The organism is Streptomyces sp. NPDC008150, assembly GCF_042956945.1.
Lineage (GTDB): Bacteria > Actinomycetota > Actinomycetes > Streptomycetales > Streptomycetaceae > Streptomyces.
Window position 1 is genome coordinate 189814 of sequence record NZ_JBIBHJ010000004.1, and the last position, 25449, is coordinate 215262.

Below are 25449 nucleotides of genomic sequence, written 5' to 3' on the forward strand. Positions count from 1 at the left end.
TTCGTTCTCATATGAGCACATCAGGAAGGATGCGTGGATTACCCGTGGGTCACAGCGGACACAGGGCCGAGCCTGACAAGCGAATGTTGCGCCGGGAGTTCCTTTCGGTGAGGAACAGGTTGACAGCTCATGACGTGCGGGAGGCCGCAGAGGCCCTTGCCCGACGCGCCCTGGAACTGCCCGAACTGGCCGCGGCCCGCACGGTCGCGGGATACGTCTCCGTGGGCGCGGAGCCCGGTACCCGCGTCCTGCTCGACGCGCTGCGCGCACGGGGCGTCCGGGTCCTCCTCCCCGCGCTGCTGCCCGACAACGACCTGGACTGGGCCGAGTTCGACGGCGCGCAGAGCCTCGCACCCGTCCGGCACTCCGGGCGCATGGAACTCCTCGAACCCTCCGGCGCCCGGCTCGGTCCGGACGCCGTCGTCGCCGCCGACGCCGTGCTGCTGCCCGGCCTCGCGGTGGACGCGCGCGGGACGCGGCTGGGGCGCGGCGGGGGGTCGTACGACCGGGCGCTCGCGCGACTGGCGGACGCGGGCGCACAACCGGCGCTCGTGGTCCTGCTGTACGACGCCGAGGTGGTCGACGAGGTGCCCGCAGAGCCGCACGACCGCCCGGTGCACGCGGTGGTGACGCCCGGGGGCGTGCGCCGCTTCCGCGCCGGCGCCTGAACTCCCGTACGGCGCCCGCCGTGCACGCCGGGACGCCCGCGCACCCGCCGGTCGCCCGCGGACGCCGACGGCCCCTCCACGCGCGCGTGGAGGGGCCGTCGGGCTACCGGCTCACGGTTTCAGCGTGAGGGTGTCGCTGGTGCTCCCGTCGACCGCCTTCTTCGAGAAGGACCACGTCAGCAGTTCGCCCTTGACCCACTTGCCGGTCTGGTCGGTGTAGTGCGCGCTGAACGCGTGCCCGGAGGCGCCGGTGAGGTTGATCCACTTCGACTTGTCGAAGTCGGCGAGGTTGACGACCATCCGCATCGACGGCACCCACACCACGCCGTACCCGCCGGCCGCGTTCCAGCCGGTGGCGTCCACCGCCGCCTCGCCGCCGCCGAGCTTCCACGGGCCGCGGTTGAGGAGGTACTTGATGACCGTCGGGCCGTCGGTGCCGAGCGTCTGGTTCTTCAGGAACAGGCGGTGCAGCCTGCCCCAGCTCCAGCTGTCGATGTCCTTGCCGAGCTTGGAGGTCAGCTCCCACCGCGCGTCGATCATGGCGCGCTTGAACAGCTGGTCCTCGTTGCTCGCGCCGGGACGGGTGCCCGACGCCGGCGTCTTCCACCAGTCGCTGTTCGGATCGTCGAGGAGGTTGCGGACCACCTCGAACCAGCGGTCGCCGCCGTCCGGCTGCGCCTGGTCCGCGTCGCGCTCACCGCACTCGCGGACCTTCTTGTCCTCGTCGGCGGGACCGGTGTCGTCGGCCGGTTCGACCGTCAGGCACTGCCCCTTGACCCGCAGCTCCTTGGGCAGCTTGTTGCCGAAGGCGAGCTTGAGGACGTTCCTCCAGATCGCGTTGAAGTAGGCGGCGGCCGCCGAGTCGGCGTCCTGGGTGTAGTCCCAGCCCTCCAGCAGCTTCTGCGCCTGGCGCACGTCCGGGTCGTCGACGTCGATCTTCAGCAGCTTGGGCACGAGCAGCTTGGCGATCTCACTGCTGTTGTCCAGCTGCATCTGCCGCATGTCGTCGGTGGAGATCTTGCCGCCGCCCTTGATCTTCTGCTTGATCAGGTCGGTGATCCGCTGGCTTCTGGTGCCGTAGCCCCAGTCGGTGGTCAGCGTGAACGGGTAGTCCTTGTCGACCACCGCCTGGTTCGCGGTGACGATGTAGCCCTGTTTCGGGTTGTACTCGTTCGGCAGGGCGCTCTGCGGGATGTAGCCGGTCCAGTCGTACTTGGAGTCCCAGCCCGGGGCGGGGATCGATCCGTCGTCGCCGGAGGCGCGGGTGGGGATCTTGCCGGGCAGCGTGTAGCCGATGTTGTTCTTGGTGTCCGCGTAGATGAGGTTCTGCGACGGCACGTCGAACTTCGCCGCGGCGGCGCGGAACGAGTCCCAGTCGCTCGCCCTGTCCATGGCGAAGACGGCGTCCATGGAGGTGCCGGGCTCCAGCGCGGTCCATCTCAGCGCGATCCCGTAGCCGTCGGACCTGTCCGGCGCCGCGCTGTCGACGGTGGCCTTCTTGCCCACCTTCACGAGTTCGTCGTCGCGGTCGGAGAGCAGGGGCCCGTTGTTGGTCTCGCGGACGACGATGGTCTTCGTCGAGCCGCCGGCGACCTTGATCTTCTCCGTGCGGGTGGTGAAGGGCTTCACCTTGCCGTCGACCAGGTATCCGTCGCCGGTGAGCTTCTCCAGGTAGAGGTCGGTGACGTCGACCCCGGAGTTGGTCATGCCCCACGAGATGTTCTGGTTGTGGCCGATGATCACGCCCGGCATGCCCGCGAAGGTGTAGCCGGTGACGTCGTACTGGCAGGTGCTGGAGACGGTCCGGCAGTGCAGACCCATCTGGTACCAGACCGACGGCAGCGACGGCGACAGGTGCGGGTCGTTGGCCAGCAGAGGCTTGCCCGTGATCGTGTGCTCGCCGCCCACGACCCAGGAGTTGGAGCCGATGCCGTTGCCGTTCACCCCGACGGCGGTGGGCACGTCGTCCAGGACGTTGTAGAGGCTCGACAGCTGTGTCGTCAGCGCCGTGCCGGAGGAGTCCGACGTGGTGTCCGTCGTCCCGCCCGCCGGCGTGCCGTCCGTCGTGCCCGTGCTGTCGTCGTCCTGCTCGAACGTCTTGGTCAGCTCGTCGTACTGACCCTCCTGGACGATCGTCTGGTTGCGGCTGTAGGGGTACTCCGGGTAGAGGTCGGCGATCTGCTTCGGGCCGAGCCGGCTCGTCATCAGCGCGCGGTCGATCTCGTCCTGCATGTTGCCCCGCAGGTCCCAGGCCATCGCCTTCAGCCACGCGAGCGAGTCGACCGGGGTCCACTTCTGCGGCGCGTAGTCGTTGGTGAAGCCCAGGGCCGCGTACTCGACGGAGATGTCCTTGCCGTCCTTGCCCTTCAGGTACGCGTTGACACCCTTGGAGTAGGCCTGGAGGTACTTCTTCGTCGAGGCCGACAGCGTGGTGTCGTACTCCTTCTTGGCCACCCGGTCCCAGCCGAGGGTGCGCAGGAACTCGTCGTTCTTGACCTGGCTCTTGCCGAACATCTCCGACAGGCGCCCGGAGGTCATGTGGCGGCGCACGTCCATCTCGTAGAACCGGTCCTGGGCCTGGACGTATCCCTGCGCCATGAACAGGTCCTCGTCGGAGGACGCGTAGATCTGCGGAATGCCGTAGCTGTCGCGCTTCACGTCCACCGGGCCCGACAGCCCCTGGAGGGTGGCCGTGCCGGTGGTCTGCGGCAGCGAGGCGCGGACGGTGCTGATCGACCAGTACGCGCCGTAGGCGATGCCCCCGACGATGGCCAGCACCAGCACCAGCACGAGGAGTCGGGCTTTGCGCCCCTTCTTCCTGCCGGGCCTGCCGGGCTGCTGACCGGAAGAGGCGGTGGTGTTGGGGGGCATCGCTGTCCTTGCTGTCCTTACGCGAGCGGCAGGGCGGGCTGTGCTTTCTACTGAGCGCTGGAGCAACCATAGGCGCAGGGCCTGACGGCACTTGACGCGGAGTCGGCTTCAAACGCAGACAGATGTTCGATCTTGACGCGCTCCGCGTCAAGAAAGCGTCAAGAGTTAGGTAAGGTAATGAATTACTTGGGTGCGCTCGCCCGGCACCCTCGTTCCTGATGAACGCGGGTGCCGCGCGGCCCCGCGCGAGGCTCTAGGAAGGGAACGGCCGCTGACTGTCCACCACCTCAACCAGGTCCTGCTGCTCTGCTCGCTCGTGCTGCTCGTCGCCGTCGCGGCCGTCCGGATCTCCTCGCGCAGCGGGCTCCCCAGCCTGCTCGTCTACCTGGGCATCGGCATCGCCATGGGCCAGGACGGCATCGGCGACATCCAGTTCGACAACGCCGAGCTGACCCAGGTCATCGGATACGCGGCCCTTGTCGTGATCCTGACCGAGGGCGGCCTGGGCACGAAGTGGAAGGAGATCAAACCGGCCCTCCCCTCCGCCTCCGTGCTGGCGCTCGTCGGCGTCGCCGTGAGCGTCGGCGTGACGGCCGCGGGTGCGCACTACCTGGTCGGGCTGGAGTGGCGGCAGGCGCTGATCATCGGCGCGGTGGTGTCGTCCACGGACGCGGCGGCGGTCTTCTCCGTACTGCGCAGAATCCCGCTCCCCGCGCGCGTGACGGGCACGCTGGAGGCCGAGTCCGGCTTCAACGACGCCCCTGTCGTGATCCTGGTCGTCGCCTTCTCGACCGCGGGCCCGATCGAGCACTGGTACGTGCTGGTCGGCGAGATAGCCCTGGAACTGGCCATCGGCGCCGCCATCGGACTCGCGGTGGGCTGGCTGGGCGCCTGGGGACTGCGGCACGTGGCACTGCCCGCCTCCGGCCTCTACCCGATCGCCGTGATGGCCATCTCGGTCACCGCGTACGCGGCCGGCGCCCTCACCCACGGCAGCGGCTTCCTCGCCGTCTACCTGGCCTCCATGGTGCTCGGCAACGCCCGGCTGCCGCACTGGCCGGCCACCCGCGGCTTCGCCGAGGGCGTCGGCTGGATCGCGCAGATCGGCATGTTCGTACTGCTCGGCCTGCTGGTCAGCCCGCACGAATTGGGCGACGACGTCTGGCCCGCGCTGGTCATCGGCCTGGTGCTCACCATGGTGGCGCGACCGCTCAGCGTGCTGCTGAGCCTGGCGCCGTTCCGGGTGCCCTGGCAGGAGCAGACACTGATGTCCTGGGCGGGTCTGCGCGGCGCGGTCCCGATCATCCTGGCGACGATCCCCATGGTGAACGGGGTCGACGCCAGCCACCGGATCTTCAACATCGTCTTCGTGCTCGTCGTCGTCTACACCCTCGTGCAGGGGCCCACCCTGCCCTGGCTCGCGCGCACACTGCGGCTGGGCGGCGACGCGGGCGCGGCAGACCTGGGGATCGAGTCGGCGCCGCTGGAGCGGCTGCGCGGGCACCTGCTGTCCGTCGCCATCCCCGAGGGCTCGAAGATGCACGGCGTGGAGGTCGCCGAACTGCGGCTGCCCGCGGGCGCCGCCGTGACGCTCGTCGTGCGCGACGGCACCTCGTTCGTCCCGGCACCGACGACCGTGCTGAACCGCGGCGACGAACTCCTCGTGGTCGCCACCGACCCGGTCCGGGACGCGGCGGAACGGCGGCTGCGCGCCGTCGGCCACGGCGGCAAGCTCGCGGACTGGCTGGGCACGGACGGCACCGCCGGCCGCGACGGCGACGACGCGACCACACCCGCGCGCGTACGCAGATGACGACCGCCGTACGCGCGCGGGGCAGCACGCCCCACGCGCGTACGGCGCACGTTTCGCGGTCGTTTCGCACCGTTCACAAGGGTGCCGATCCCAGGCGGGCCGGGCCCCCTTGCCCCTTTTCACAGGCGGACCGTGCGGCTCCGCCTGTACGATGAAGGCGCACTTGATCGGACCAACTCTGCCTGACGCAGAGCTGGCGCGACCGTATGGCGGTCGGGCCGCCCGCACGACGGGCGCCGGCATCTACCGCAGTTCCGCGCGCGAGGACAGCTCTCGGCGCCCCCGCACGGGCGCGCTACCAGGCGGCAGAAAGGCACGGGCCGTGGTCTCCACGGACACCGTCACAGAGCCGTCGGCGGACCCGACGGCACCCGCCCGCCCCGGCTACGGAGCACTGCTGCGCACCCCCGGCGCCTGGCGGTTCCTGCTGCCAGGCTTCTCGGCACGCCAGCCGTTCGCGATGCTCACCATCTCCATCGTGCTGCTCGTGCAGCACACCACCGGCTCGTACGGGGCGGCGGGCGCCGCCGCGGCCGTCACCGGCGTCTCCATGGCGCTCTGCGCCCCCCTGGGCGGCCGTCTCGCCGACCGCTACGGCCAGCGCGCGGTCCTGATGCCCGGCGTCCTGCTGCACGTCCTGTCGGGCCTCGCGCTCACGGCGCTCGCGCTGGCGCACGCGCCGGTGTGGTCGCTGTTCGTGGCGGCCGTGCCCACCGGCGCCTCGGTGCCCCAGGTGGGGCCGATGGTGCGCGCCCGCTGGGGCGTGAAGCTCCAGGACTCGCCCCTGACGGCCACGGCCGCCGCCTTCGAGTCCGTCACGGACGAGCTCACGTTCGTCCTCGGCCCGCTGCTGGCGACCGCGCTGTGCACCGGCGTGAACCCGGCGGCCGGCCTGGTCACGGAGGCGGCGCTGACACTGGGCGGCGGCCTGCTGTTCGCCGCGCAGAAGGACACCCAGCCGCCCGTCGCCCCCGCCGGCCACACGCGCGTACGGGCGGCGTCCGCCCTGCGGGTGCCCGGCGTGCGCGTGCTCGCCATGGCGTTCCTCGGCATCGGTTCCGTCTTCGGCGGGATGCAGGTCTCGCTGGCCGCGTTCACGGAGTCCATCGGCGAGCCCGGACTCAACGGCGTCCTCTACGGGACGTTCGCGGCGGGCAACATGCTCTCCGGCATGGTCTGCGGCGCGCTCGCCTGGAAGGCCTCCCCGCAGCGGCGCCTGGTCGTCGGCTACACGGCACTCGCCCTGACGGCGTCCGCCCTGTGGACCGCGCACTCGGTGCTGCTGCTCGCCGCGCTCGGACTCCTGGTCGGGCTCTGCGTCGCGCCCGCGCTGATCACCGCGTACACGCTCGTCGACGGACTCGTCGCCCCCGGCGCCCGCACCGAGGCGTTCACCTGGCTGACCGGCGCGGTGGCGCTGGGCCAGGCGGCCGCCGTCACGGTGGCCGGGCAACTGGAGGACCGCTTCTGGGACGGGGCCGGTTTCCTGGTCCCGATGGCCGGCACCCTGCTGGCGCTGGCGACCCTGCTGACCTTGCGCTCACGCCTCGCGGGACCCCCGCGAAGCCGTACCGTCGCACGTGGCGTCGGTCACCGCGCAACGGTCACGGTGGACTGATCCCGCGGAATACGTCACTATGGACCGTCGTTAGCACTCATCGAGTCAGAGTGCCAGGAGGAAGACAGTGCCCACCTATCAGTACCAGTGCACCGAGTGCGGCGAGGGCCTCGAGGCGGTGCAGAAGTTCACCGACGACGCTCTGACCGAGTGCCCCAACTGCGGTGGCCGCCTGAAGAAGGTGTTCTCGGCGGTCGGCATTGTCTTCAAGGGTTCCGGCTTCTACCGGAACGACAGCCGCGGCTCCTCTTCGAGCAGCAGCCCGGCGTCGTCCTCCTCGAAGTCGTCGTCCGAGTCGTCGAAGTCGTCCTCCGACTCCTCCTCGGCGTCGTCGAAGCCCGCGTCCGACTCCTCGAAGGCGTCGAAGCCCTCCCCGAGTTCGGCCGGCAACTCCGCCGCCTGACCCACGCACCACAAGGCCCCACCGTCACCGGACGGCTGGGGTCTTCGGTGTGTCCGGGGCCAGCTAATCTGCTCGTCATGGCGAACGCAGACATCGGCGTGATCGGCGGTTCCGGCTTCTACTCGTTCCTGGAGGACGTGACCGAGGTCCAGGTCGACACCCCGTACGGGCCACCCAGCGACTCGCTCTTCCTCGGCGAGGTCGCCGGCCGCAGCGTCGCGTTCCTGCCCCGCCACGGACGCGGCCATCACCTGCCGCCGCACCGCATCAACTACCGGGCCAACCTCTGGGCGCTGCGCTCCGTGGGCGTGCGCCAGGTCTTCGGACCGTGCGCCGTGGGCGGGCTGCGCCAGGAGTACGGGCCTGGCACCCTGCTCGTGCCGGACCAGTTCGTCGACCGCACGAAGAACCGGGCCCAGTCCTACTTCGACGGCCTCCCGCTGCCCGACGGCTCCGTGCCGAACGTGGTGCACGTGTCCCTGGCGGACCCCTACTGCCCCGTCGGACGGGCGGCCGCGCTCAAGGCGGCGCGCGGACGGGACTGGGAACCGGTGGACGCCGGCACGCTGGTCGTGGTCGAGGGGCCGCGCTTCTCGACGCGCGCCGAATCGTTGTGGCACCAGGCCCAGGGCTGGTCCGTGGTGGGCATGACCGGCCACCCGGAGGCCGCGCTCGCCCGCGAACTGGAGCTCTGCTACACGTCGTTGACCCTGGTGACGGACCTCGACGCGGGCGCCGAGAGCGGGGAGGGCGTCTCGCACGACGACGTGCTGACGGTGTTCGCCGCCAACGTGGACCGGCTGCGGGGCGTGCTCTTCGACGCCGTCGCCGCCCTGCCCGCGTCCGGCGAGCGGGACTGCCTGTGCACGAAGGCGCTCGGAGGAATGGACCCCGGCTTCGAACTGCCCTGACGCGGGGCGGGGGTTGGCGGGCGGAGCGGCCGGGCGGGCGGCGAGAGGGCCTCGGCGGAGCGGCGGGGCATGGCGTGGGTGCGGCGGGCGGCGCCCCGGCCGGTCGGCAGAGTGGGCGGGACGGGCGGGCGGGCTTCGCGGTCGGAACGCCCCCTTCGGGTGAGCGAGTTGTCCACAACCGGTGGGCTGTCCACGGGCACCGACGGGGTCGGCTGAAAAGCCTCATCGTGAGATCACGAACCCGCCCTCCGACGCAGGTGGTGATCCCGTTGTCCGTCTTCCCGCTCCCCTCCCACTCCCCCTCCCCGGTCCCGCTTCCGCCTCGCTCCCCGGTCCCCACCCCGGCTCCGGCCCAGGGTCGGATCCCGGGCCGAACCCCGGACCCGGCCCAGCACCAACCCCTCCCCTCCGGACCGGTGCCGCACGATGCGGTGCCATACGGTCCGGTGGGACACGGCCGGGCGCCGGACGCCTCGGTGCGGCGTGTTCGGGTGGCGCACGGGCCGGTGCAGCCGCACGGCCCGGTGACGCGAGGCTCGGGTCCGCACGGCCCGGTGGCGCACGGCCCGAGGCCCGCTCCTCCGCTGCCGACTCCGTCCACGTCGGCGTTCTTCACGGCACCGGCAGCGGCTGCGGCGGCGGCGCCACCGCGGCCGCAGCACCGCCCTCCCCTGCCGCAGCCCGCGACCCCGCGGCCACCGGCGGCCGGTGCGCCGTGGCCGGGGCTCGCGCCGCCCGCGCCGCCGCCCGGTCCGCCGCGGGCACCCTCGTGCGCGGCCACGACGCCTCTGTCCGTGCCGCCGGGTGCACACGGCTCCGACGCACCTGCCACGCGTGAGGTGCCGCTCTTCGATCCGGTGCGGGTGGGCGGCGCCCGCGAGCAACTGCGACGACTCGTGCGGCACCGGAGGCGGGCGGTCGCGCTGGGCCTCGTCGTGACGGCCGCCGCACTCGTCGCGGCCGGCCACGGCACCTCCCAACAGCCCGGCGGGCAACGGGAGTCGGCGCCCCACGCCAGGACCGGCGCGGCACCGGGAGCCGCCCTGCGCGAACACCGCAGGGCGCGAACGGTGACGGCTCCGGTGCGCATCGCCGACGCCGCGACCGTGCGGCTGCTGCGCCCCGGCGACCGCGTGGACGTCATCGCGTCCGAGCCGTCGGCGGCGGGCGGTGCCGCCCGGGTGGTGGCTCACGGCGCCCGGGTCACCCGGGTACCCGAACTCCTGGACGGGACGGCCGGGTTGGGGGCCCTGGTGCTGCTGGCGGTGCCCCGGGCGGACGCCGCGGGCCTGGTCGGCGCGGGTGCGACGGCACGGCTGGCGGTGACGTTGTGCTGACGGAAATGATCCACTTCCGGGGCCCAACAGCCGGTGCTATCTTGTCAAGTCCCTCGTTCAAGCTGCCTAATTGGACACGGCCACCTCGCCCTGACGTAGGTTGCGGAACGACAGATTCCACGACCCGCGAGGAGAGGCTCCCAGGTGAGCGACAGCAAGGAAACCGGCGTTCTCCAAGGCTTCAAAACCTTCTTGATGCGCGGGAACGTCGTCGATCTGGCAGTCGCGGTGGTCATCGGCGCGGCCTTCACCAACATCGTCAACTCGGTGGTGAACGGCATCATCAACCCGCTGGTCGGCGCGTTCGGCACGAAGAACCTCGACCACTACAGCTCCTGCCTCAAGGCTCCCTGCACGGGCACCGGCGACGCGGCGACGGGCGTGCGCATCCTCTGGGGCTCGGTGCTGGGCGCGGCGCTCAGCTTCGTGATCACCGCGGCGGTCGTCTACTTCCTGATGGTCCTGCCCATGTCGAAGTACCTCGCCAGGGTCGCAGCGCGCAGGAAGGCGCAGGAGGACACGAAGGAGATCGTCCAGGTCAGCGAGCTGGAGGTGCTGAAGGAGATCCGCGACGAGCTGATCGCCCAGCGCGGCTCCGGCCCCGGCCCCGCCTCCGACCGTCCCGTCGAGCAGTAGCGGACAACAGCCCCGGGCACCTCGCGGGAAGCGGGACGCGCGCCCCGTCACGATCACCCGACGTTCGGCGCGGGCGGGGAGGGCGGTGCGAGAGGGCAGGGCGGCCGTCCCCGACCGGGGCCGGCACGCGCGTGGAGCCGTCGACTCAGATGTGGTGCGGCGGCTTCTCGTCGAGGAAGCGCTTGAGGTCCGCGGCGCTGTCGCGCTCGCGGTCGCCCCGCTCGCCCCAGCCGTGGTCGGTGTCGTCGGAGGACTGCTGGTCCAACGGATCGTCGAAGATGAGGGCGGCTCTGGGGTCGCGCGGCTCGGGAGCCGGGTCCGGGCTGGTGGTCATGGATCCAGGGTACGGCTCCGGCTCCGGCCACCGCCCCCGCGCGGGCCCCACCCGAGGACGGCCGCGCGGAGACACCCCCGCACCCGCCCACAGCCGCGGCGGCGCCACCTCGTCGAGGAGCCTCGCGGTCGGAGCCTGGGACCCCCTCCCCCCTTGTGAAACCATTCACAAGAATTTCCACGGGTTTTCTGATCTCCTTGGGCGCATGACGTCCGGCTCCTCACCGTCGCCCGCCGCTCCCGGCGCGCCCGACGGACACCGTCCTCTGCGCAGGCTCGCCGCTCGCGGGAGGCACGAGGCGCATCGCGTCTCCTCGCCCCTGGAACTGCTCTTCGACCTCTGCTTCGTCGTGGCGATCTCCCAGGCGGGCACGCAACTGGTGCACTTCGTCGCCGAGGGGCACGCGGGCGAGGGCATCCTCAACTACGCGATGATCTTCTTCGCGATCTGGTGGGCGTGGATGAACTTCACGTGGTTCGCCTCCGCCTACGACAACGACGACGTGCTGTACCGCGTCGTCACGCTGGCGCAGATCGCGGGCGTGCTCGTCCTGGCGGCCGGGGTGTCCCGGGCCTTCCAGGACCACGACTTCGTCGCTGTGTGGCTGGGTTACGTGATCATGCGGGTGGCGATGTCGGCGCAGTGGCTGCGCGCGGCGCGCAACAGTAGGGGCGCGGAGAGAACGACGGCCGTGCGCTACGCGGTCGGTGTGCTGCTGTGCCAGGTCGGCTGGCTGGGGCTGTTCCTGCCGGAGGGGGCCCGCCCGTGGGTCTTCCTGGTGATGGCCCCGCTCGAAATGTGCGTCCCCCTCTTCGCGGAGCACGGGCACACCACGTCCTGGCATCCGCATCACATCGCCGAGCGGTACGGGCTGTTCACGATCATCGTGCTCGGCGAGACGGTCGCCGCGGCCACGGTGGCGGTCAAGTCCGGCATCGACGAGCACGACGCGCTCGGAGAGCTGCTGCCCATCGCGGTGGGCGGGCTGCTGATCGTCTTCGCCGCCTGGTGGGTCTACTTCGTGGTGCCGGCCCACGACCACCTGCGCTCCAGCCGCCAGGCCTTCGTCTGGGGCTACGGCCACTACCTGATCTTCGCCTCGGCGGCCGCCGTGGGCGCGGGCCTCGAAGTCGCGGTCGAGCAGGCGACCGGTGAGTCCGACCTGACGGTGCTCGCCGCCTCGGCCGCGGTGACGCTGCCCACGGCGCTGTTCTTCCTCACGGTGTGGGCGCTGCACGCACGGCACTTCAAGGCGGGCATCGCACAGCAGTTGGTCCTGCCGTCCACGGCCCTTCTGATCATCCTGTGCACCTTCCTGGACGACTGGGCGGTCCTCGCGACCGGCATCGTGTCCGCGCTCTCCGTGGCGACCGGGGTGATCCTCACCGCGCGCGCGAACATCCGCGGGAGCACGACGCCGGCACCGGCCGCGGCGGACTCGACGGGGGGACGGGAATCCTGATCCACGGATCGCCCTGCCCGCCTCCTCGTCACGTTCGACGACGTGAATCCTGCACCTGACGCGGGCGGCAGCAGGGGTGGGGCTACGGCTACGGCTACGGCTACGGCTACGGCTACGGCTACGGCTACGGCTACGGCTACGGCTACGGCTACGGCTACGGGCGCGAACGCTTGTGGCCGGGCGGAGGGAGCGGGCGGAGACGGCCCGGACCGAGGAGGGGCGCCGAGGGGGCCGGAGCGAGTGGCTGCGGGTGCCGAGGCGGGCCGGGGTGAGCGGTGCGGGGTCCCGAGGCGAGGCGGAGCGAGCGGCTACGGGGTCCCGAGGTGGGCCGGACAGAACCGGGGCCTGGGGCAGATCGCAGTGGCGGCCGGGCGGAGCCGCCCGCGCGGGCCGTGGCGAGCCGAAGTGCGACCGGCCGGGCCAAGGCGGATCGGGGAGGGGTGGGGCGGGGTGGGGGCGGGGGGAGGGGGGAAGCCCCCCAGGTCGGCGCAAGCGGCCCGCCCCCGCCAGGCGCGAGACTGGGGCCATGACAGTTGACGCTCTGACGGACGTCGCCGGTCTCCGGGTCGGGCACGCAACGCTCCGCGGCGGCGGCCGGCTCACCGGAACCACGGTCGTGCTCGCCCCCGAGGGCGGGGCGGTGGCAGCCGTGGACGTGCGCGGCGGCGGTCCCGGCACCAGGGAGACGGACGCACTCGACCCGCGCAACGTCGTACGCGCGGTGGACGCGATCGTCCTGACGGGCGGCAGCGCCTACGGGCTGGACGCCGCGGCCGGTGTCATGGCCTGGCTGGAGGAGCGGGGGCGGGGTGTGTCCGTCGGGCCCGAGCCCGCGCAGGTCGTACCGGTGGTGCCGGGCGCCTGCGTCTTCGACCTCGGGCGCGGTGGCGACTTCCGCGCGCGGCCCGACGCTGCCACCGGCCGTGCGGCCGTGGAGGCGGCGGCCGCCGAACCCGCGGGGCACCCCGTCGTCCAGGGGTGCGTGGGCGCCGGCACCGGTGCCGCCGCCGGGGCGCTCAAGGGGGGCGTCGGCAGTGCGAGCGTGCTGCTCGCGTCGGGGATCACCGTGGCCGCGCTGGTGGTGGCGAACCCGTCGGGATCGGTGACGGATCCCGAAACAGGTGTCCTGTACGGGGAGTTGCTCCTGGAGCCGGGGAACGTCGCGTTCCCGGACGCGCGGGTGCACGAGCGGGCGCGCCGACGTCTCGCCGAGACCTCCGCGCGCAACGGCCCGCCTCCGCTGAACACGACGCTCGCGGTGGTGGCCACCGACGCCGCCCTGTCGAAGGCACAGGCACAGAAGGTGGCCGGGACGGCGCACGACGGCATCGCGCGCGCCGTGCGCCCGGTGCACCTGATGGGCGACGGGGACACCGTCTTCGCCCTGGCCACCGGGACGCGCGCGCTGGACGCGGAGGGCCCGCTCGCCCTGGACGAGATCCTCGCCGCGGGTGCGGACACGGTGACCCGCGCCGTCGTGCGGGCCGTGCGCGCCGCCGAGACGGTGGAGGGGCCGGGCGGAGCCTGGCCGTCGTACACGGAGCTCTACGGCAGCCCCTGGCGGGCGAGTTGACCGCGCACGCTCCCCGGCCCCCGCGAGCCCCGCGAACCGTCGGCCTGCCACACCGAGGAACGACCTGCGAGGTGCCCGGAACAAGGTCCGGTCCAAGACGTAATGATCTGCCCAAGTCGCCTCTGGGCTGCGATTTTTCACGGATCTTCCACGGTCGCCGGAACTGCTTGCGTCGGCCCGTCGTTTTTCCAGCGTACGTTTTCCCGGTTCCCGGACATGATGTCCGACCCAGGGGCTACGTTATGCACCCACAAGGTGACATGCAGCAACGCCGGGAGAAACCTTGAGCGTTCCGTACGAGACCGCAGCGTACGAACCACCCGAGTCGCCCGACTCCCCCGAGGAGCAGCTCGCGCGGCTTCTCGGGCGCAGCCTGAACTCCTTCGAATTGCCGGACGAGGCGATACAGCGGCTCGACTGCGCGCTGGCGTACGACAGTTCGCTGCACTCCGCCCACCACAGCGCGGGGCTGCACCGGGAGACGTACCGCCACACCTGGCTGCTCGCGGACGGCGGGGCGCTGACGCTGTGGGAGCTGGTCCACAACACCGCGCCGGACGGGCGCGTGCAGCACGAGGTGTACACCGACGCCGACGAACTCCACATCGCGACCGCCCGGTTGCCGCTGCCCGCCGACGCGCCGGACTTCGAGCTCTCGGTGAGCGTGCAGCTGTCCTTCCTTCCCGACCTCGGACATGCCTACCTGCCGGACGAATCCGCCGACCACGGGCGTCGGTTGCTGCGGCGGGCGGAGAACCAGGACCGGCCGGGCGCGGAGACCGCCGCGCTGCTGACGACGGCCTTCGCCCACCAGATCACGCAGTCCTTCGGCCGTCCCGGCCAGGCCGGGCGCGGGGTGCCGTTCTTCGCGCTCTACGAGCACGCGTTCCTGCTGCGTGACGGCGCGGAGGTCTCCCTGTGGGAGGTCGAGCACACGGCGACACCCGACGGCCGGCACATGTGCGAGGTGTACACGACGGAGAGCGCGGCGCGCGCCGCGATGGAACGCCGGGCGGGCCAACTCTCCTGAGAGCGCGGGCTCGAAGCCACAACCCGCCACGCCCTTCCCCGCCCCGCCACAACCCCGGCGCAGCCCACCCCGCACCGGTCCGCCCGACCCGCCCCCGACCCGCTCCCGCCCCGGCCGCGTCAGTGGCTGTCGCCGCTGAACTGCCGCACCAGGCCGGCGAAGGCGTCCTCCTCCGCCGGGGTCAGCTCGACGGACTCAAGTCGGGGACCGTAACGGCGTTGCTGCGGAAGTACGGGCAGAGGCGGCCCGGAGCGCCCCACGGCGGCCTCGAAGCGGCCTCGTCGCAGCAGACGCACCAGACCCACGCTCCAGACGACACTGGCCGCCACCAGGACGGCGACACCCGCCAGTTGGAGAATCGAGAACTGCTCAGGCATGCCCCCAGTAGACACCCGATCCTGGGACTTTGCCCCCGGACCGTGACGTATCTCGCAGGTCCAGCAGGCCTCGCAGGTACGGCAATTCAGGCAATGCGTACAGTTCACGCACAACCACCCCAAGTACCCGCCCGCGGGCACCCATTGGGTCGGGATTTCCCTGTTCGCCCGCCACCGCCCCCCGCCCTGGGCACAGAGGCCGACGGGCGTTCCGACGGACATGGACCCTGTGGCACAATCTGCCGTTTGGCGGGTCACCCCGGGGTTCAGGTGCGGGGTGCCCCGCCTTTTTCACGTCGCGCTCTTTCACGTCGCGGCCCGAGTGACGCTCACCCCCGCGTGACGTTCACCCCCGCGGCGCTCACCCCCGCAGCGCCCGGCCCCGACTCGGGCACGGCCGCTTCCGCCCGCGCACAAAAGAACCGGGCTCCGGCGCCCAGGGGGGAAGGGCGCCGAAGCCCGGCTCGGGGAGCGTCCCGGCGCCGGGGGGAGTGCGTCGGGACGTGGCTTCTGTGTGCGGGCCCGTGACCGGGGACCCCGGTTCGGTGACCGGTGGCTCGGCGGGCCCAGCGTTTGTTGTTGTTCTGCTTCACCCGCAACTACGGGGTGTTACTGCTTGATCTCTGTGCGAGGACCGCATCGCCGCCCCCGAACTCGTGTGCCCTGAAGTTTTGTTCCCACGCATCAGGGCGTTGAAGCGGCGTTACAGCGCCATGTTCGCACAGGCCTTCGCCATTCGGCGCCCGGTTGTACGGAAATACGTACGAGGGACAGGTGTGCCGACGCACGCCGCTGCGGGCCAGGTCAGCCCGGTCCGGACGGGACCGGGCAGGACCCGAAGCGACAGTCCGGTCACGCTCTGTCGCCGCCGTCTCGCGAGGCTCGATCACGCCACCGCGTCGAACCCGGTGTCGCGCGCCAGCTTCTTCAGTTCCAGCAGGGCGTGCTTCTCGATCTGCCGGATGCGCTCGCGCGTGAGGCCGTGCTCCTTGCCGACCTCGGTGAGCGTGCGCTCCCGGCCGTCGTCGATGCCGTACCGCATCTTGATGATCGACGCGGTGCGCTGGTCGAGGCGGCCGATGAGATCGTCCAGTTCCTCGCTGCGCAGCAGCGTCATCACGGACTGCTCCGGCGACACCGCCGAGGTGTCCTCCAGCAGGTCGCCGAACTGGGTCTCGCCCTGGTCGTCGACCGACATGTTCAGCGAGACCGGGTCGCGCGCCCAGTCGAGGACGTCCGTCACGCGCTCGGGGTTGGAGCCGAGCTCGGTGGCGATCTCGGCCGGCTCCGGGTCGCGCCCGTGCTCGCGGTTGAACTCGCGCTGAACGCGGCGGATGCGGCCCAGTTCCTCGACGAGGTGGACGGGCAGGCGGATGGTGCGGGACTGGTCGGCTATCGACCGGGTGATCGCCTGGCGGATCCACCAGGTCGCGTACGTGGAGAACTTGAAGCCCTTGCGGTAGTCGAACTTCTCGACCGCGCGCACCAGGCCCGCGTTCCCCTCCTGGACGAGGTCGAGCAGCGGCAGGCCGCTGCGCGGGTAGCGCCGGGCCACCGCGACGACCAGTCGCAGGTTGGACCGGATGAAGATGTCCTTCGCGCGTTCTCCGTCGGCGACGAGTGCTTCGAGTTCCTCGCGGCTGGCCTCGGCGGCGGTCTCCGTCTCGCCGTCGAGGACCTGTCGCGCGAACACGCCCGCCTCGATGACCTGGGACAGTTCGACCTCCCTGGCGGCGTCGAGCAGCGGTGTGCGCGCTATCTCGTCCAGGTACATGCCGACCAGGTCGCGATCGGCGATCTCGCCGCTCCGGGCGCGAACACTGCGTGCCGCGTCGCCGGTCTCGCCGGCGGCGGACTTACGACGGGCGACGGCACGGGTTGCCATGCTTGCTCCCTTGCGATGGTGGCTATCGGATGGTTCAGGCGGTTCGCCGGACACTCGGCACGTTCCTCGGGTGCCCTGCATTCGATGGAAACAACGACTGGAATCCGGACAGAATTCCCATCGCGCCCCCTGATTTTCCTGATCATGCAGTACCCTGTCCGGCCACCGAGGGAGGAACGATGTTGACAGGACGGCCGGAGGTGCAGGTCAGGCCGGGGTTCGAGGCGGATCTCACAGCCCTCACCGACATCTACAACCACTACGTGCGTGAGACGGCCATCACCTTCGACACCGTCCCGTTCACCCCTCTGGAGCGGCGGCCGTGGCTGCTCTCCCATCCGGAAGACGGCCCGCACCGCCTGAAGGTTGCCGTGCGCGCGGAGTCACAGGAGATTCTGGGGTACGCCACATCCAGCGCCTTCCGCGCGAAGCCCGCGTACTCCACCTCCGTGGAGGTATCGGCGTATCTCGCACCGCACGCGCGCGGGCGCGGCATCGGTACGGCTCTCTACCGCGCCCTCTTCGCGTCCCTCGCCGACGAGGACGTGCACCGGGCGTACGCGGGCGTCGCGCAGCCCAACGAGGCGTCCGCGCGGCTGCACGAACGCTTCGGGTTCCGGCACGTCGGCACGTACCGGGAGGTGGGGCGGAAGTTCGACCGCTACTGGGACGTGGCCTGGTACGAACGCGACCTCTGACGCCGGCGACACGGGACCGGACCCGACGACCCGACGGCGGGGCGAGACCCGGACCGGGCGGACGGGACCGAGAACCCGGCCGCCCGGCCGCCCGGCCCCCGGCCCCCGGCCCTCCGCCGACGGCGGGCCCCGGCCCGCGCCGGACCGGACCGCTCGCGCGTCAGCCGAACTGCACCGACCGCTTCGCCATCCCCATCCAGAACCCGTCGATCACGGACCGCTGCGCGTCCAGCGCGCCGTCGGCCTCGGCGGCGCCCATGGTGACGAAGAGCGGGGCGAAGTGCTCGGTGCGCGGGTGCGCGTAACGCCCGGCGGGCGCCTTGTCGAGGAAGTCGAGCAGGGCGTCCCAGTCGCGGGTCTCCAGCGCGTGCCGTCCCCAGTCGTCGAACTCGGACGACCAGGTCGGCACGCCCCCGCCCGTGTGCCGCAGCGCGGCGAGGTTGTGGGTGAAGAAGCCGGACCCGACGATCAGGACGCCCTCGTCGCGCAGGGGCGCCAGCCTGCGGCCGATCTCCATCAGGCGCACCGGGTCGAGGGTGGGCATGGAGATCTGGAGGACGGGGATGTCGGCGCCGGGGAACATCTCGACGAGCGGGACGTACGCGCCGTGGTCCAGTCCCCGGTCCGGGATGTCCTGCACGGGCGTGCCCGGGGCACGCAGCAGTTTGCGCACGGAGTCGGCGAGCTCCGGGGCGCCGGGGGCGTCGTAGCGGACGCGGTAGTAGTGCTCGGGGAAGCCCCAGAAGTCGTGGACGAGAGGGACGGTGGTGGTGGCGCCGAGGGCGAGCGGGGCCTCCTCCCAGTGCGCGGACACCATGAGGACGGCCTTGGGGCGGGGCAGCGTCGCGGACCAGGCGGCAAGTTCTCCGGGCCAGACCGGGTCGTCGGCCAGGGGCGGCGCACCGTGGCTGAGGTAGAGGGCGGGCATGCGCTCGGGGGCGGCGGCAGACACGAGAACGGCTCCCTCGGTGGGTGACCCGGTCGCCGTGCGGTGCGCGGCGGCCGGCTCCGGCGGCTACGGGTACGAGTACGGGTGCAGGTGCTGGTTCAGGTGCGTTGACATACTTGAACTCTCAAACGACCCGAGCAGCAGCGTACGCGGTTTTGTTTAATCTTCAAAGAGAGTCCTCGTACAGTGGAGGCATGAAGACGGCACCCGCGTCCGCGTCCCCTCCGGCGTCCTCCTGGCTGAGCGACGGGGAGCAGCGCGTCTGGCGCGCGTACCTGCACGCGACGACGCTCCTGGACGACCATCTCGACCGCCAGTTGCAGCGTGACGCGGGCATGCCGCACATCTACTACGGCTTCCTGGTGCAGTTGGCCGAGGCGCCCGGCCACCGGCTGCGGATGACCGAGCTGGCGCGGAACGCGAAGATCACCAGGTCGCGCCTCTCGCACGCCGTCGCCCGCCTGGAGAGCAACGGCTGGGTACGGCGCGAGGAGTGCCCGTCGGACCGGCGCGGCCAGTTCGCGGTGCTGACGGACGAGGGCCTCGCCGTGCTGCGCCGCAGCGCGCCGAGCCACGTGGCCGCCGTGCGGCAGGCACTGTTCGCGCGGCTCACCCCGGAACAGCAGAAGTCCCTCGGCGAGATCATGGAGATCGTCGCCGAGGGACTTCAGCCCGCGGAGGCGGGTGCGGATCTGCCCTGGCTGCGCTGAGGCGGTCCGCCCGGCGGCACGAAGCCGGCCGGGCCCCCGCCGCACGGAGCCGACCGGGCCCCCGCCGCGCGGAGCGCGTCCGCCCCGCCTGTGCCGGTGGCCGAGCGGTGCGGCCGAGTGGCCGAGCAACCGCGCGGCGGTGCGCACCGAGGCAGGCCCCCCTCCCCCGGTGCGCACCGCCGGTCGTTCCATCGCGCTCGATCAATGAGCGAACGCGGAGCGCTCAATGGGCGCCCAATGAGCACTCAATGGGCGATCAGTGGGCGATCACCGGAATCTGCACGTCCTCGACGGCGTCCTCGCCCTTGCCGTCACCGGCACCCGGGCCGCCGACGTGGGCGGCGGAGGGGTTGCCGGCGTTGATGAAGGTGAAGGCGATGGCGGACGCGACGACGAGGATGCCGACGGCGAACCAGATCGCGTTGCTGTAACCGTGCACCGCGGCCTGGACCTGGAGGAGCTGCTGCGCCGAGCCGGTCTTGGCCGAGGCGATGCGGTCGGCGACGTACGCCGTGGTGGCCGAGGCGGCGATCGTGTTCAGCAGGGCCGTACCGATCGCACCGCCCACCTGCTGCGAGGTGTTGACCATCGCGGAGGCGACACCGGCGTCACGTGCCTCGACGCCCTGCGTGGCGAGCGACATCGCCGGCATGAACGCCGAGCCCATGCCCAGACCGAGCAGGATCAGCCCCGGCATGATGAGCGACGCGTACGACGAGCCGACCTCCAGCTGCGCCATCAGGAACATGCCCACGGCGGCGAGCAGGAAGCCCGGCCCCATCAGCAGGCGCGGCTGGACCCGCGTCATCAGCCGGGCGCCGACCTGGGTGGAGCCCGTGATCATGGCGGCGACCATCGGCAGGAACGCGAAGCCGGTCTTGATCGGCGAGTAGCCCTTGACGCCCTGGAGGTAGTACGTCAGGAACAGGAACGTGCCGAACATCGCGATGATCGCGAGGCCGAGCGAGAGGTAGACGCCACCGCGGTTGCGGTCGGTCACCACGCGCAGCGGCAGCAGCGGGGCCTTGACGCGGGCCTCGGTGAGGACGAAGGCCACGAGCAGCACGGCGGATCCGACGAACAGCGACACGGTCAGCGCGTCGCTCCAGCCGTCGGACTCGGCGCGGGTGAAACCGTAGACCAGCGAGACCAGGCCGAGGGTGGAGAGGATGACGCCGGGGACGTCCAGCGCGGAGCGGTTGCGGCCACCCTGCGGCTCACGGATGACGAAGTACGCACCGGCCGCGGCGACGATGGCGAACGGGATGTTCACGAAGAACGTCCAGCGCCAGTCCAGGTACTCGGTCAGCACACCGCCGAGGATGAAGCCGACGGCACCGCCACCACCGGCGATGGCGCCGTAGATGCCGAACGCCTTGGCGCGCTCCTTGGCGTCCGTGAACATCACGGCGAGCAGGGAGAGCGCGGCGGGAGCGAGCAGCGCGCCGAAGACGCCCTGGAGGGCGCGCGCACCGAACATCATCGCGCCGCTCGTCGCGGCGCCACCGAGCGCGGAGGCGGCGGCGAAGCCGGTGAGGCCCACCACGAAGGCGCGCTTGCGGCCCCACAGGTCGGCGATACGGCCGCCGAAGAGCAGGAGGCCGCCGAAGGCGAGGGCGTAGGCCGTGACGACCCACTGCCGGTTGCCGTCGGAGATGCCCAGGTCCTGCTGGGCGGAGGGCAGCGCGATGTTCACGATGGTCGCGTCGAGCACGACCATCAGCTGGGCGAGCGCTATGAAGGTCAGCGCCTTCCAGCGGTTGGGATCGGGAGCGGAGACGGAAGCGCCGGTGACGGCGGCTCCCGGAGCGCTGCTGGTTGTTTCAGACATGGGGGCACCCATTTCGGAACTGCGTGACGGAAAAATCGGTGTACTGAGTACGGCTGCGCACAACTAGGTGCGAAAGCGCACGAATTGGCGCTTGCGGGTACGAGTCGAGGGAGGTGGGAACGTCAACACCCCTCCGGCGCGCGCGACATGGCGCCCGCTGCGGAGCGCGGGGTGTGAACGAGGAAGGCGAGGAGGAAGAAAAGAGGGACGGACGAGGGAACGGGGGCGGCGGCCGGCGTCGGCGGTGGCTGCCGCGGAACGCCCAAGTCGTGGGCGCGGGGAGGTCTTTCGGGGCTGAACCGGTCCAACTGTCCGCGGGCCCGCGGAACCGGCCGGGTCAGGCTTTGCGCAGATCCTCCATGGTCGCCGCCGTGCCCGGGAGTTGGGAGCGGGCCGGGGCCCGCAGACCGTCCAGGAACAGCTGCAGATGACGGTGTACGAAGGCGTCGGCACCGTGACAGCCGGTGCCGGCCGGGGGTCGGCTGAGTTGCGCCACGGCGACCATCAGGTCGCCGACCCCCACGTCGGAGCGGAGCAGTCCGGTGTTCCGGGCGCGCTCCATGACCTCCTCGATGGTCTGTTCCACCCGTTCGCGGGCGGCTTCCAGGTCGGGGTGGTGCTTGTCGAAGGTGGTGGCCACCATCGGGCACAGCGCGCCGATGCGTTCGTCGGCGGCCGCGTGCACGAAGCGCTCCAGGGCGTCGAACGCGTCGCCCGTGTCGTCGAGCGCGGTCTCGGCGGCCAGGGCCGTGCGGTCCATGACGGAACAGACGACCTCGCGGACCAGTGCGTCACGGTCCGGGAAGTTGCGGTACACCGTGGCGTTGCCGACGCCCGCTCGGCGGGCGATCTCGTCGAACGGCACCTCGGCGCCGAACTCGACGAACATCTCCCGGGCGGCGTTGACGATCCGCTCCCGGTTGCGCAGGGCGTCGGCACGGGGCCGGGTCACCTTGTGCCGCACGGGGGTTGCGGTCTGCACGGTGTCCTCCTCTGTCCTGTCGGCCGTTCGGCCGGCGTCCTGGCCGGCCCGCTCGGGCCGTGCCGTTCCGCCTCGGTCTGTGCTGCCTGTCGCCCGTCGGTCGGGCGGGGCCTGCCCGCCGGATCCGGGGAAGGACTCCCCGTTTCGCGCGGACACAGGTCTAAACGGGGAAACCGTCCCCGCTTATTTCCCGGCCGGCAGGAAATCCAATGTGACCTGAGTCACACACCTACTCGCGAGAAACCCACGTTCGGCGCCTCCAGCGCGCGCCCCCGACACCGGCGACACAGGGTGATCGAAAGGGTGCAGTCGGAGACCGGCGGCTGCCGTGGCGCGAGAGGTGCATGCATGCAGCCGTCCAGCCGCCGGATATGCACGCGCCGCGTGGCCGCCTTCGCCTCGGTGACGGTCCTGACCCTCGCCGCCGGTGCCGCGGCGAGCACGGGCCGCCACGCGGCGGGTTCCACGACGGCGGCGGGCCCGAAGGCACCGGCCCACTCCTCCGCGCTCGGCCCCTGCATGATCAGCGGCGACCAGGACGTGCAGATGTCCGAGGGCGTCCCGACCGCCCACGGCTACACCCACTCGACGGGCACCGTCCGCGCGCTCACCCTGATGATCGACTTCTCGGACGCCCCCGGCAGCGGCAAGGCGATGGACCGCTTCCACGAGTTCTTCCCGCAGACCTCCGACTGGTTCCGCACCAGTTCCTACGGCCGCCTCGACTACCGCGCCGAAACCCCGGTCACCCACTGGCTGCGGATGCCCAAGACGTTCAAGGCGTACGGGATAGAACGCGGCGCCCCCTTCGACCCCGGCTACCGCGACCTCGTGCAGGACATCGTCTCCGTGGCCGACCCGGAGGTCGACTTCAGCTCCTACGACCTGCTGAACGTGCTGGTCACCCCCAACGCGGGCCCGTCCGCGCTGGACACGGTCCTGTCGGTGACCTTCGCGGGCAACGCGGACGCCCCGACCGCGGACGGCGTTCCGGTGTCCAACGCGTCCTTCGTCTACTCCCGCCAGGACGACGGCTCGGGCTCCTACGACAAGACCGGCTACCGGGTGCTGCCCCACGAGAACGGCCACGTCTTCGGGCTGCCCGACCTGTACACGCAGGAGGGCGGGGGCGCGGTCGGCCACTGGGACATCATGAGCGAGGACTGGGGCGCCAACAACGACCTGCTCGGCTGGCACAAGTGGAAGCTGGGCTGGCTGAAGCCGTCGCAGGTGAGCTGCGCGGTGGCGCCGGGCACCAGGACGTACACGCTGACGCCGATGGCGCGGCGGGGCGGCTCGAAGCTCCTGTTCGTCCCGCTCGACGGGGACACCGGCTACGCGGTCGAACTGCGCACCCGGGCCGGCAACGACGCCGCGGTGTGCCGGCCGGGCGTGCTGGTCTACAAGGTCGACGCCGACGTGGACACCGGCCGCGGCCCGGTCAAGGTGTACGACTCCCAGGACGACTCGGGCGGCTGCACCCGCAGCCCGAACGTCCAGGCGGAACTCTCCGACGCCACCTTCACGCCCGGCGAGACCTTCAAGGACCCGAAGCAGCACATCAGCATCACGGTGAAGTCGGTGAACCCGAGGGGCGGCTACCGGGTCGCGGTAACCCGCGACTGAACCCCCGGAGCACGGCCCACCGCCCCCACGGCGGAGCCCCCGGGCGCCGCACCCCACCCCGCCGCCGAACCCCCGGACGTCACAGACCGCCTCCGCGGCGGAGCCCCCGGATCCCTTGCGCCGCCCCGCCCCCGAGCCGCGGGGCGGGCCGTCACCGCGCCCCTTGATCAACCCCCGCACCTCCACCGAAGCAATCCGGTACCCTGACGCCTGAGGCCGCCACGACCGGGCCCACCCCGCCTTCGTAGCTCAGGGGATAGAGCACCGCTCTCCTAAAGCGGGTGTCGCAGGTTCGAATCCTGCCGGGGGCACAACACCAAGGGCCAGTTCAGAGGCTTGATCCTCTCGAACTGGCCCTTCGTCATGATCCCGCCCGTGCCACTCACGTGCCAGAAATGCCACTACGGTGCCACATCCCCGCGCTCCTTCCGGATCATCGAGCCGAGCCGGTCAGCGATCTCACGGTCTCGACCGTCGACCATGTGCTGATAGATCAGCGCAGCGCGAGACGTGCTGTGCCCCATCCTGGTCATCAGCTCACGCAGACTCGCACCGGACGCGGCGAGGGTGTTCCCCGTGTGCCGAAGATCGTGGAAGTGCACCTCCCCGGTGATGGCCGCCTTCTTCCTGGCTGCGATCCAGTCGTCCCGGAAGTTGCTCCGCCGCAGCCGGCCGCCCTGAGGGCCGAGGAACACGTGTCCGTCCCGACCGGGCCCCGCGTAGTTGTCCAAGTGCCGCTTCACGTCCGGCAGGAGTTCAGTCGGGAAAGCCACCGGCCGAATGCCCGCATCCGACTTCGGTGCCTTGTCCAGGAGAGCACCTGTCTGCATCTCCGCCTGTGAACGCCGGACCATAACCGCCGCATTGTCCGCGTCGACGTCCCGCCGGCGGAGCGACGCCAGCTCCCCGAAGCGAAGACCGGTGAAGGCCGCCAGGAGGACCAGCAGCCGGTACCGCGGAGCGATCGCATCGGCCACGGCGAACACCTCGGCCACCGCGAGAACGGGACGCTCCGGGACGTCGTAGCGGTCGGCACCCTTGATCCGACAGGGGTTCCGGCGGATCAACTCATCGTCCACCGCCGTGTTCAGGATCGCGCGCAGGATCTGGTACGCCTTGACCACGGTGGGCTCACCGGTCCGGGCCAGACATGCTGTGCGCCAGGCCCGAACCTGAACGGTCGTGATCGAGGACAGAGGTCGGCTCCCGAAGGTCGGCACGAGGTGCAGCCGGATCACGGACTCATGCCGTTCGCGCGAACGGGCAGCCAGCTTGCGGTCCTTGAGCCAGGCCGACGCGTACTCGCCGAAGTGGACCTTGCCCGCGTCAGGGTCGCTCCACTGCCCGCGCGTGATGTCAGCTTCGATGTGGGTCAGCGCAACCTCGGCGTCCGTCTTGGTCGCGTAGGTCTCTTCGGCACCGCGAAGCTGTCCCGTAGCCGGATCACGGTAACGGGCCTGCCACCGACCGGACTTGAGCTGTCGGACCGAGCCGAAGCGGCGCCGGCGACCCTGACTGTTGGCCATCAGGCAACCCTCCGGAACGCAACGCGCCGCACTGTCACGGGCTCAACCGTGTGTTCAGCGACGTAGGCGGAGAGGGCGCTCTCGGGGATGCGAACGTGTCGACCGACCTTGACGAAGCTGATCCGTCGTTCCTCGATGAGGCGCCGGGGGAAGCGAACGCCCGTCCCGAGCACCTCGGCGACTTGCTGCACGGTGAGCAGTCGATCCAT

The 25449-nt window shown here is 71.3% G+C and carries 22 protein-coding genes and 1 tRNA gene; 14 read left to right on the forward strand and 9 right to left on the reverse strand.

The features are described from left to right. Positions 1-29 precede the first annotated feature (29 nt). Positions 30-668: a 5-formyltetrahydrofolate cyclo-ligase gene (locus ACFZA0_RS12560; protein ID WP_391014716.1), complete on the forward strand. Its 639-nt coding sequence runs from the start codon at positions 30-32 to the stop codon at positions 666-668. A gap of 111 nt (positions 669-779) precedes the next feature. Here ACFZA0_RS12560 and ACFZA0_RS12565 read toward each other — a convergent pair whose 3' ends face one another. Further along, positions 780-3539 (reverse strand): penicillin acylase family protein, encoded by a 2760-nt coding sequence (locus tag ACFZA0_RS12565; protein ID WP_391014718.1) that lies wholly within the window; start codon positions 3537-3539, stop codon positions 780-782. A gap of 190 nt (positions 3540-3729) precedes the next feature. On the opposite strand from ACFZA0_RS12565, the gene ACFZA0_RS12570 reads away from it, so the two are divergent. The 6 genes from ACFZA0_RS12570 (at position 3730) to mscL (ending at position 10257) form a co-directional block, all read left to right on the forward strand. Then, complete coding sequence (locus tag ACFZA0_RS12570; RefSeq protein WP_391014720.1) at positions 3730-5352, forward strand: potassium/proton antiporter; 1623 nt, start codon at positions 3730-3732, stop codon at positions 5350-5352. Between the two features lie 322 nt (positions 5353-5674). Further along, positions 5675-6970, forward strand: a complete 1296-nt coding sequence (locus ACFZA0_RS12575; RefSeq protein WP_391014722.1) for an MFS transporter — start codon at positions 5675-5677, stop codon at positions 6968-6970. A gap of 67 nt (positions 6971-7037) precedes the next feature. Next, positions 7038-7373 (forward strand): FmdB family zinc ribbon protein, encoded by a 336-nt coding sequence (locus ACFZA0_RS12580; protein ID WP_391014724.1) that lies wholly within the window; start codon positions 7038-7040, stop codon positions 7371-7373. Between the two features lie 77 nt (positions 7374-7450). Then, positions 7451-8284 (forward strand): S-methyl-5'-thioadenosine phosphorylase, encoded by an 834-nt coding sequence (locus tag ACFZA0_RS12585; RefSeq protein WP_391014726.1) that lies wholly within the window; start codon positions 7451-7453, stop codon positions 8282-8284. Positions 8285-9072: 788 nt separating this feature from the next. Continuing rightward, entirely contained in the window at positions 9073-9621 is a 549-nt protein-coding gene (locus tag ACFZA0_RS12590) for a hypothetical protein (protein ID WP_391015349.1), read from the forward strand. A gap of 144 nt (positions 9622-9765) precedes the next feature. Then, a complete protein-coding gene (mscL, locus tag ACFZA0_RS12595) occupies positions 9766-10257 on the forward strand; it encodes a large conductance mechanosensitive channel protein MscL (protein WP_391014728.1) in 492 nt (163 codons plus the stop codon). 145 nt (positions 10258-10402) lie between these two features. Here mscL and ACFZA0_RS12600 read toward each other — a convergent pair whose 3' ends face one another. Beyond that, complete coding sequence (locus ACFZA0_RS12600) at positions 10403-10591, reverse strand: hypothetical protein (RefSeq protein ID WP_391014730.1); 189 nt, start codon at positions 10589-10591, stop codon at positions 10403-10405. Positions 10592-10796: 205 nt separating this feature from the next. On the opposite strand from ACFZA0_RS12600, the gene ACFZA0_RS12605 reads away from it, so the two are divergent. The 3 genes from ACFZA0_RS12605 to ACFZA0_RS12615 all read left to right on the forward strand — a co-directional run bounded on the left by ACFZA0_RS12605 (position 10797) and on the right by ACFZA0_RS12615 (position 14656). Then, on the forward strand, positions 10797-12053 hold the full coding sequence (locus tag ACFZA0_RS12605; protein WP_391014732.1) for a low temperature requirement protein A: 1257 nt from the start codon (positions 10797-10799) through the stop codon (positions 12051-12053). A 526-nt stretch (positions 12054-12579) separates the two neighbouring features. Further along, a complete protein-coding gene (locus tag ACFZA0_RS12610) occupies positions 12580-13626 on the forward strand; it encodes a P1 family peptidase (RefSeq protein ID WP_391014733.1) in 1047 nt (348 codons plus the stop codon). 283 nt (positions 13627-13909) lie between these two features. Then, the gene (locus ACFZA0_RS12615) at positions 13910-14656 is read left to right on the forward strand and encodes a DUF6227 family protein (RefSeq protein WP_391014735.1); all 747 of its coding nucleotides are present in this window, start codon (positions 13910-13912) and stop codon (positions 14654-14656) included. Between the two features lie 119 nt (positions 14657-14775). Here the strand turns inward: ACFZA0_RS12615 and ACFZA0_RS12620 are convergent, their stop codons facing one another. Together ACFZA0_RS12620 and ACFZA0_RS12625 are read right to left on the reverse strand one after the other, a co-directional pair. Further along, positions 14776-15033, reverse strand: a complete 258-nt coding sequence (locus ACFZA0_RS12620) for a hypothetical protein (RefSeq protein ID WP_391014737.1) — start codon at positions 15031-15033, stop codon at positions 14776-14778. An 886-nt stretch (positions 15034-15919) separates the two neighbouring features. Further along, a complete protein-coding gene (locus ACFZA0_RS12625; RefSeq protein ID WP_391014739.1) occupies positions 15920-16918 on the reverse strand; it encodes a sigma-70 family RNA polymerase sigma factor in 999 nt (332 codons plus the stop codon). 182 nt (positions 16919-17100) lie between these two features. On the opposite strand from ACFZA0_RS12625, the gene ACFZA0_RS12630 reads away from it, so the two are divergent. After that, complete coding sequence (locus tag ACFZA0_RS12630; RefSeq protein WP_391015351.1) at positions 17101-17616, forward strand: GNAT family N-acetyltransferase; 516 nt, start codon at positions 17101-17103, stop codon at positions 17614-17616. Positions 17617-17776: 160 nt separating this feature from the next. Here ACFZA0_RS12630 and ACFZA0_RS12635 read toward each other — a convergent pair whose 3' ends face one another. Continuing rightward, positions 17777-18568, reverse strand: coding sequence for a dioxygenase (locus ACFZA0_RS12635; protein WP_391014741.1), 792 nt, complete (start codon positions 18566-18568; stop codon positions 17777-17779). A 191-nt stretch (positions 18569-18759) separates the two neighbouring features. On the opposite strand from ACFZA0_RS12635, the gene ACFZA0_RS12640 reads away from it, so the two are divergent. Further along, positions 18760-19275, forward strand: coding sequence for a MarR family transcriptional regulator (locus tag ACFZA0_RS12640; protein ID WP_391014743.1), 516 nt, complete (start codon positions 18760-18762; stop codon positions 19273-19275). A 256-nt stretch (positions 19276-19531) separates the two neighbouring features. On the opposite strand, the gene ACFZA0_RS12645 is transcribed toward ACFZA0_RS12640, so the two are convergent. Together ACFZA0_RS12645 and ACFZA0_RS12650 are read right to left on the reverse strand one after the other, a co-directional pair. After that, positions 19532-21106, reverse strand: coding sequence for a DHA2 family efflux MFS transporter permease subunit (locus tag ACFZA0_RS12645; RefSeq protein ID WP_391014745.1), 1575 nt, complete (start codon positions 21104-21106; stop codon positions 19532-19534). Positions 21107-21443: 337 nt separating this feature from the next. Continuing rightward, the gene (locus tag ACFZA0_RS12650; RefSeq protein WP_391014747.1) at positions 21444-22088 is read right to left on the reverse strand and encodes a TetR family transcriptional regulator; all 645 of its coding nucleotides are present in this window, start codon (positions 22086-22088) and stop codon (positions 21444-21446) included. A gap of 348 nt (positions 22089-22436) precedes the next feature. Between ACFZA0_RS12650 and ACFZA0_RS12655 the strand changes: the two genes are divergently transcribed. Together ACFZA0_RS12655 and ACFZA0_RS12660 are read left to right on the forward strand one after the other, a co-directional pair. Continuing rightward, the gene (locus ACFZA0_RS12655) at positions 22437-23714 is read left to right on the forward strand and encodes a M6 family metalloprotease domain-containing protein (RefSeq protein ID WP_391014749.1); all 1278 of its coding nucleotides are present in this window, start codon (positions 22437-22439) and stop codon (positions 23712-23714) included. A gap of 238 nt (positions 23715-23952) precedes the next feature. Beyond that, positions 23953-24025: transfer RNA gene (locus tag ACFZA0_RS12660), tRNA-Arg, on the forward strand. Between the two features lie 90 nt (positions 24026-24115). On the opposite strand, the gene ACFZA0_RS12665 is transcribed toward ACFZA0_RS12660, so the two are convergent. After that, positions 24116-25240 carry a tyrosine-type recombinase/integrase gene (locus tag ACFZA0_RS12665; protein ID WP_391014751.1) on the reverse strand — a complete coding sequence of 375 codons (1125 nt, stop codon included), beginning with the start codon at positions 25238-25240 and terminating at the stop codon, positions 24116-24118. Continuing rightward, entirely contained in the window at positions 25240-25449 is a 210-nt protein-coding gene (locus ACFZA0_RS12670) for an excisionase family DNA-binding protein (protein WP_391014753.1), read from the reverse strand. The genes ACFZA0_RS12665 and ACFZA0_RS12670 overlap by 1 nt, the downstream gene beginning before the upstream one ends.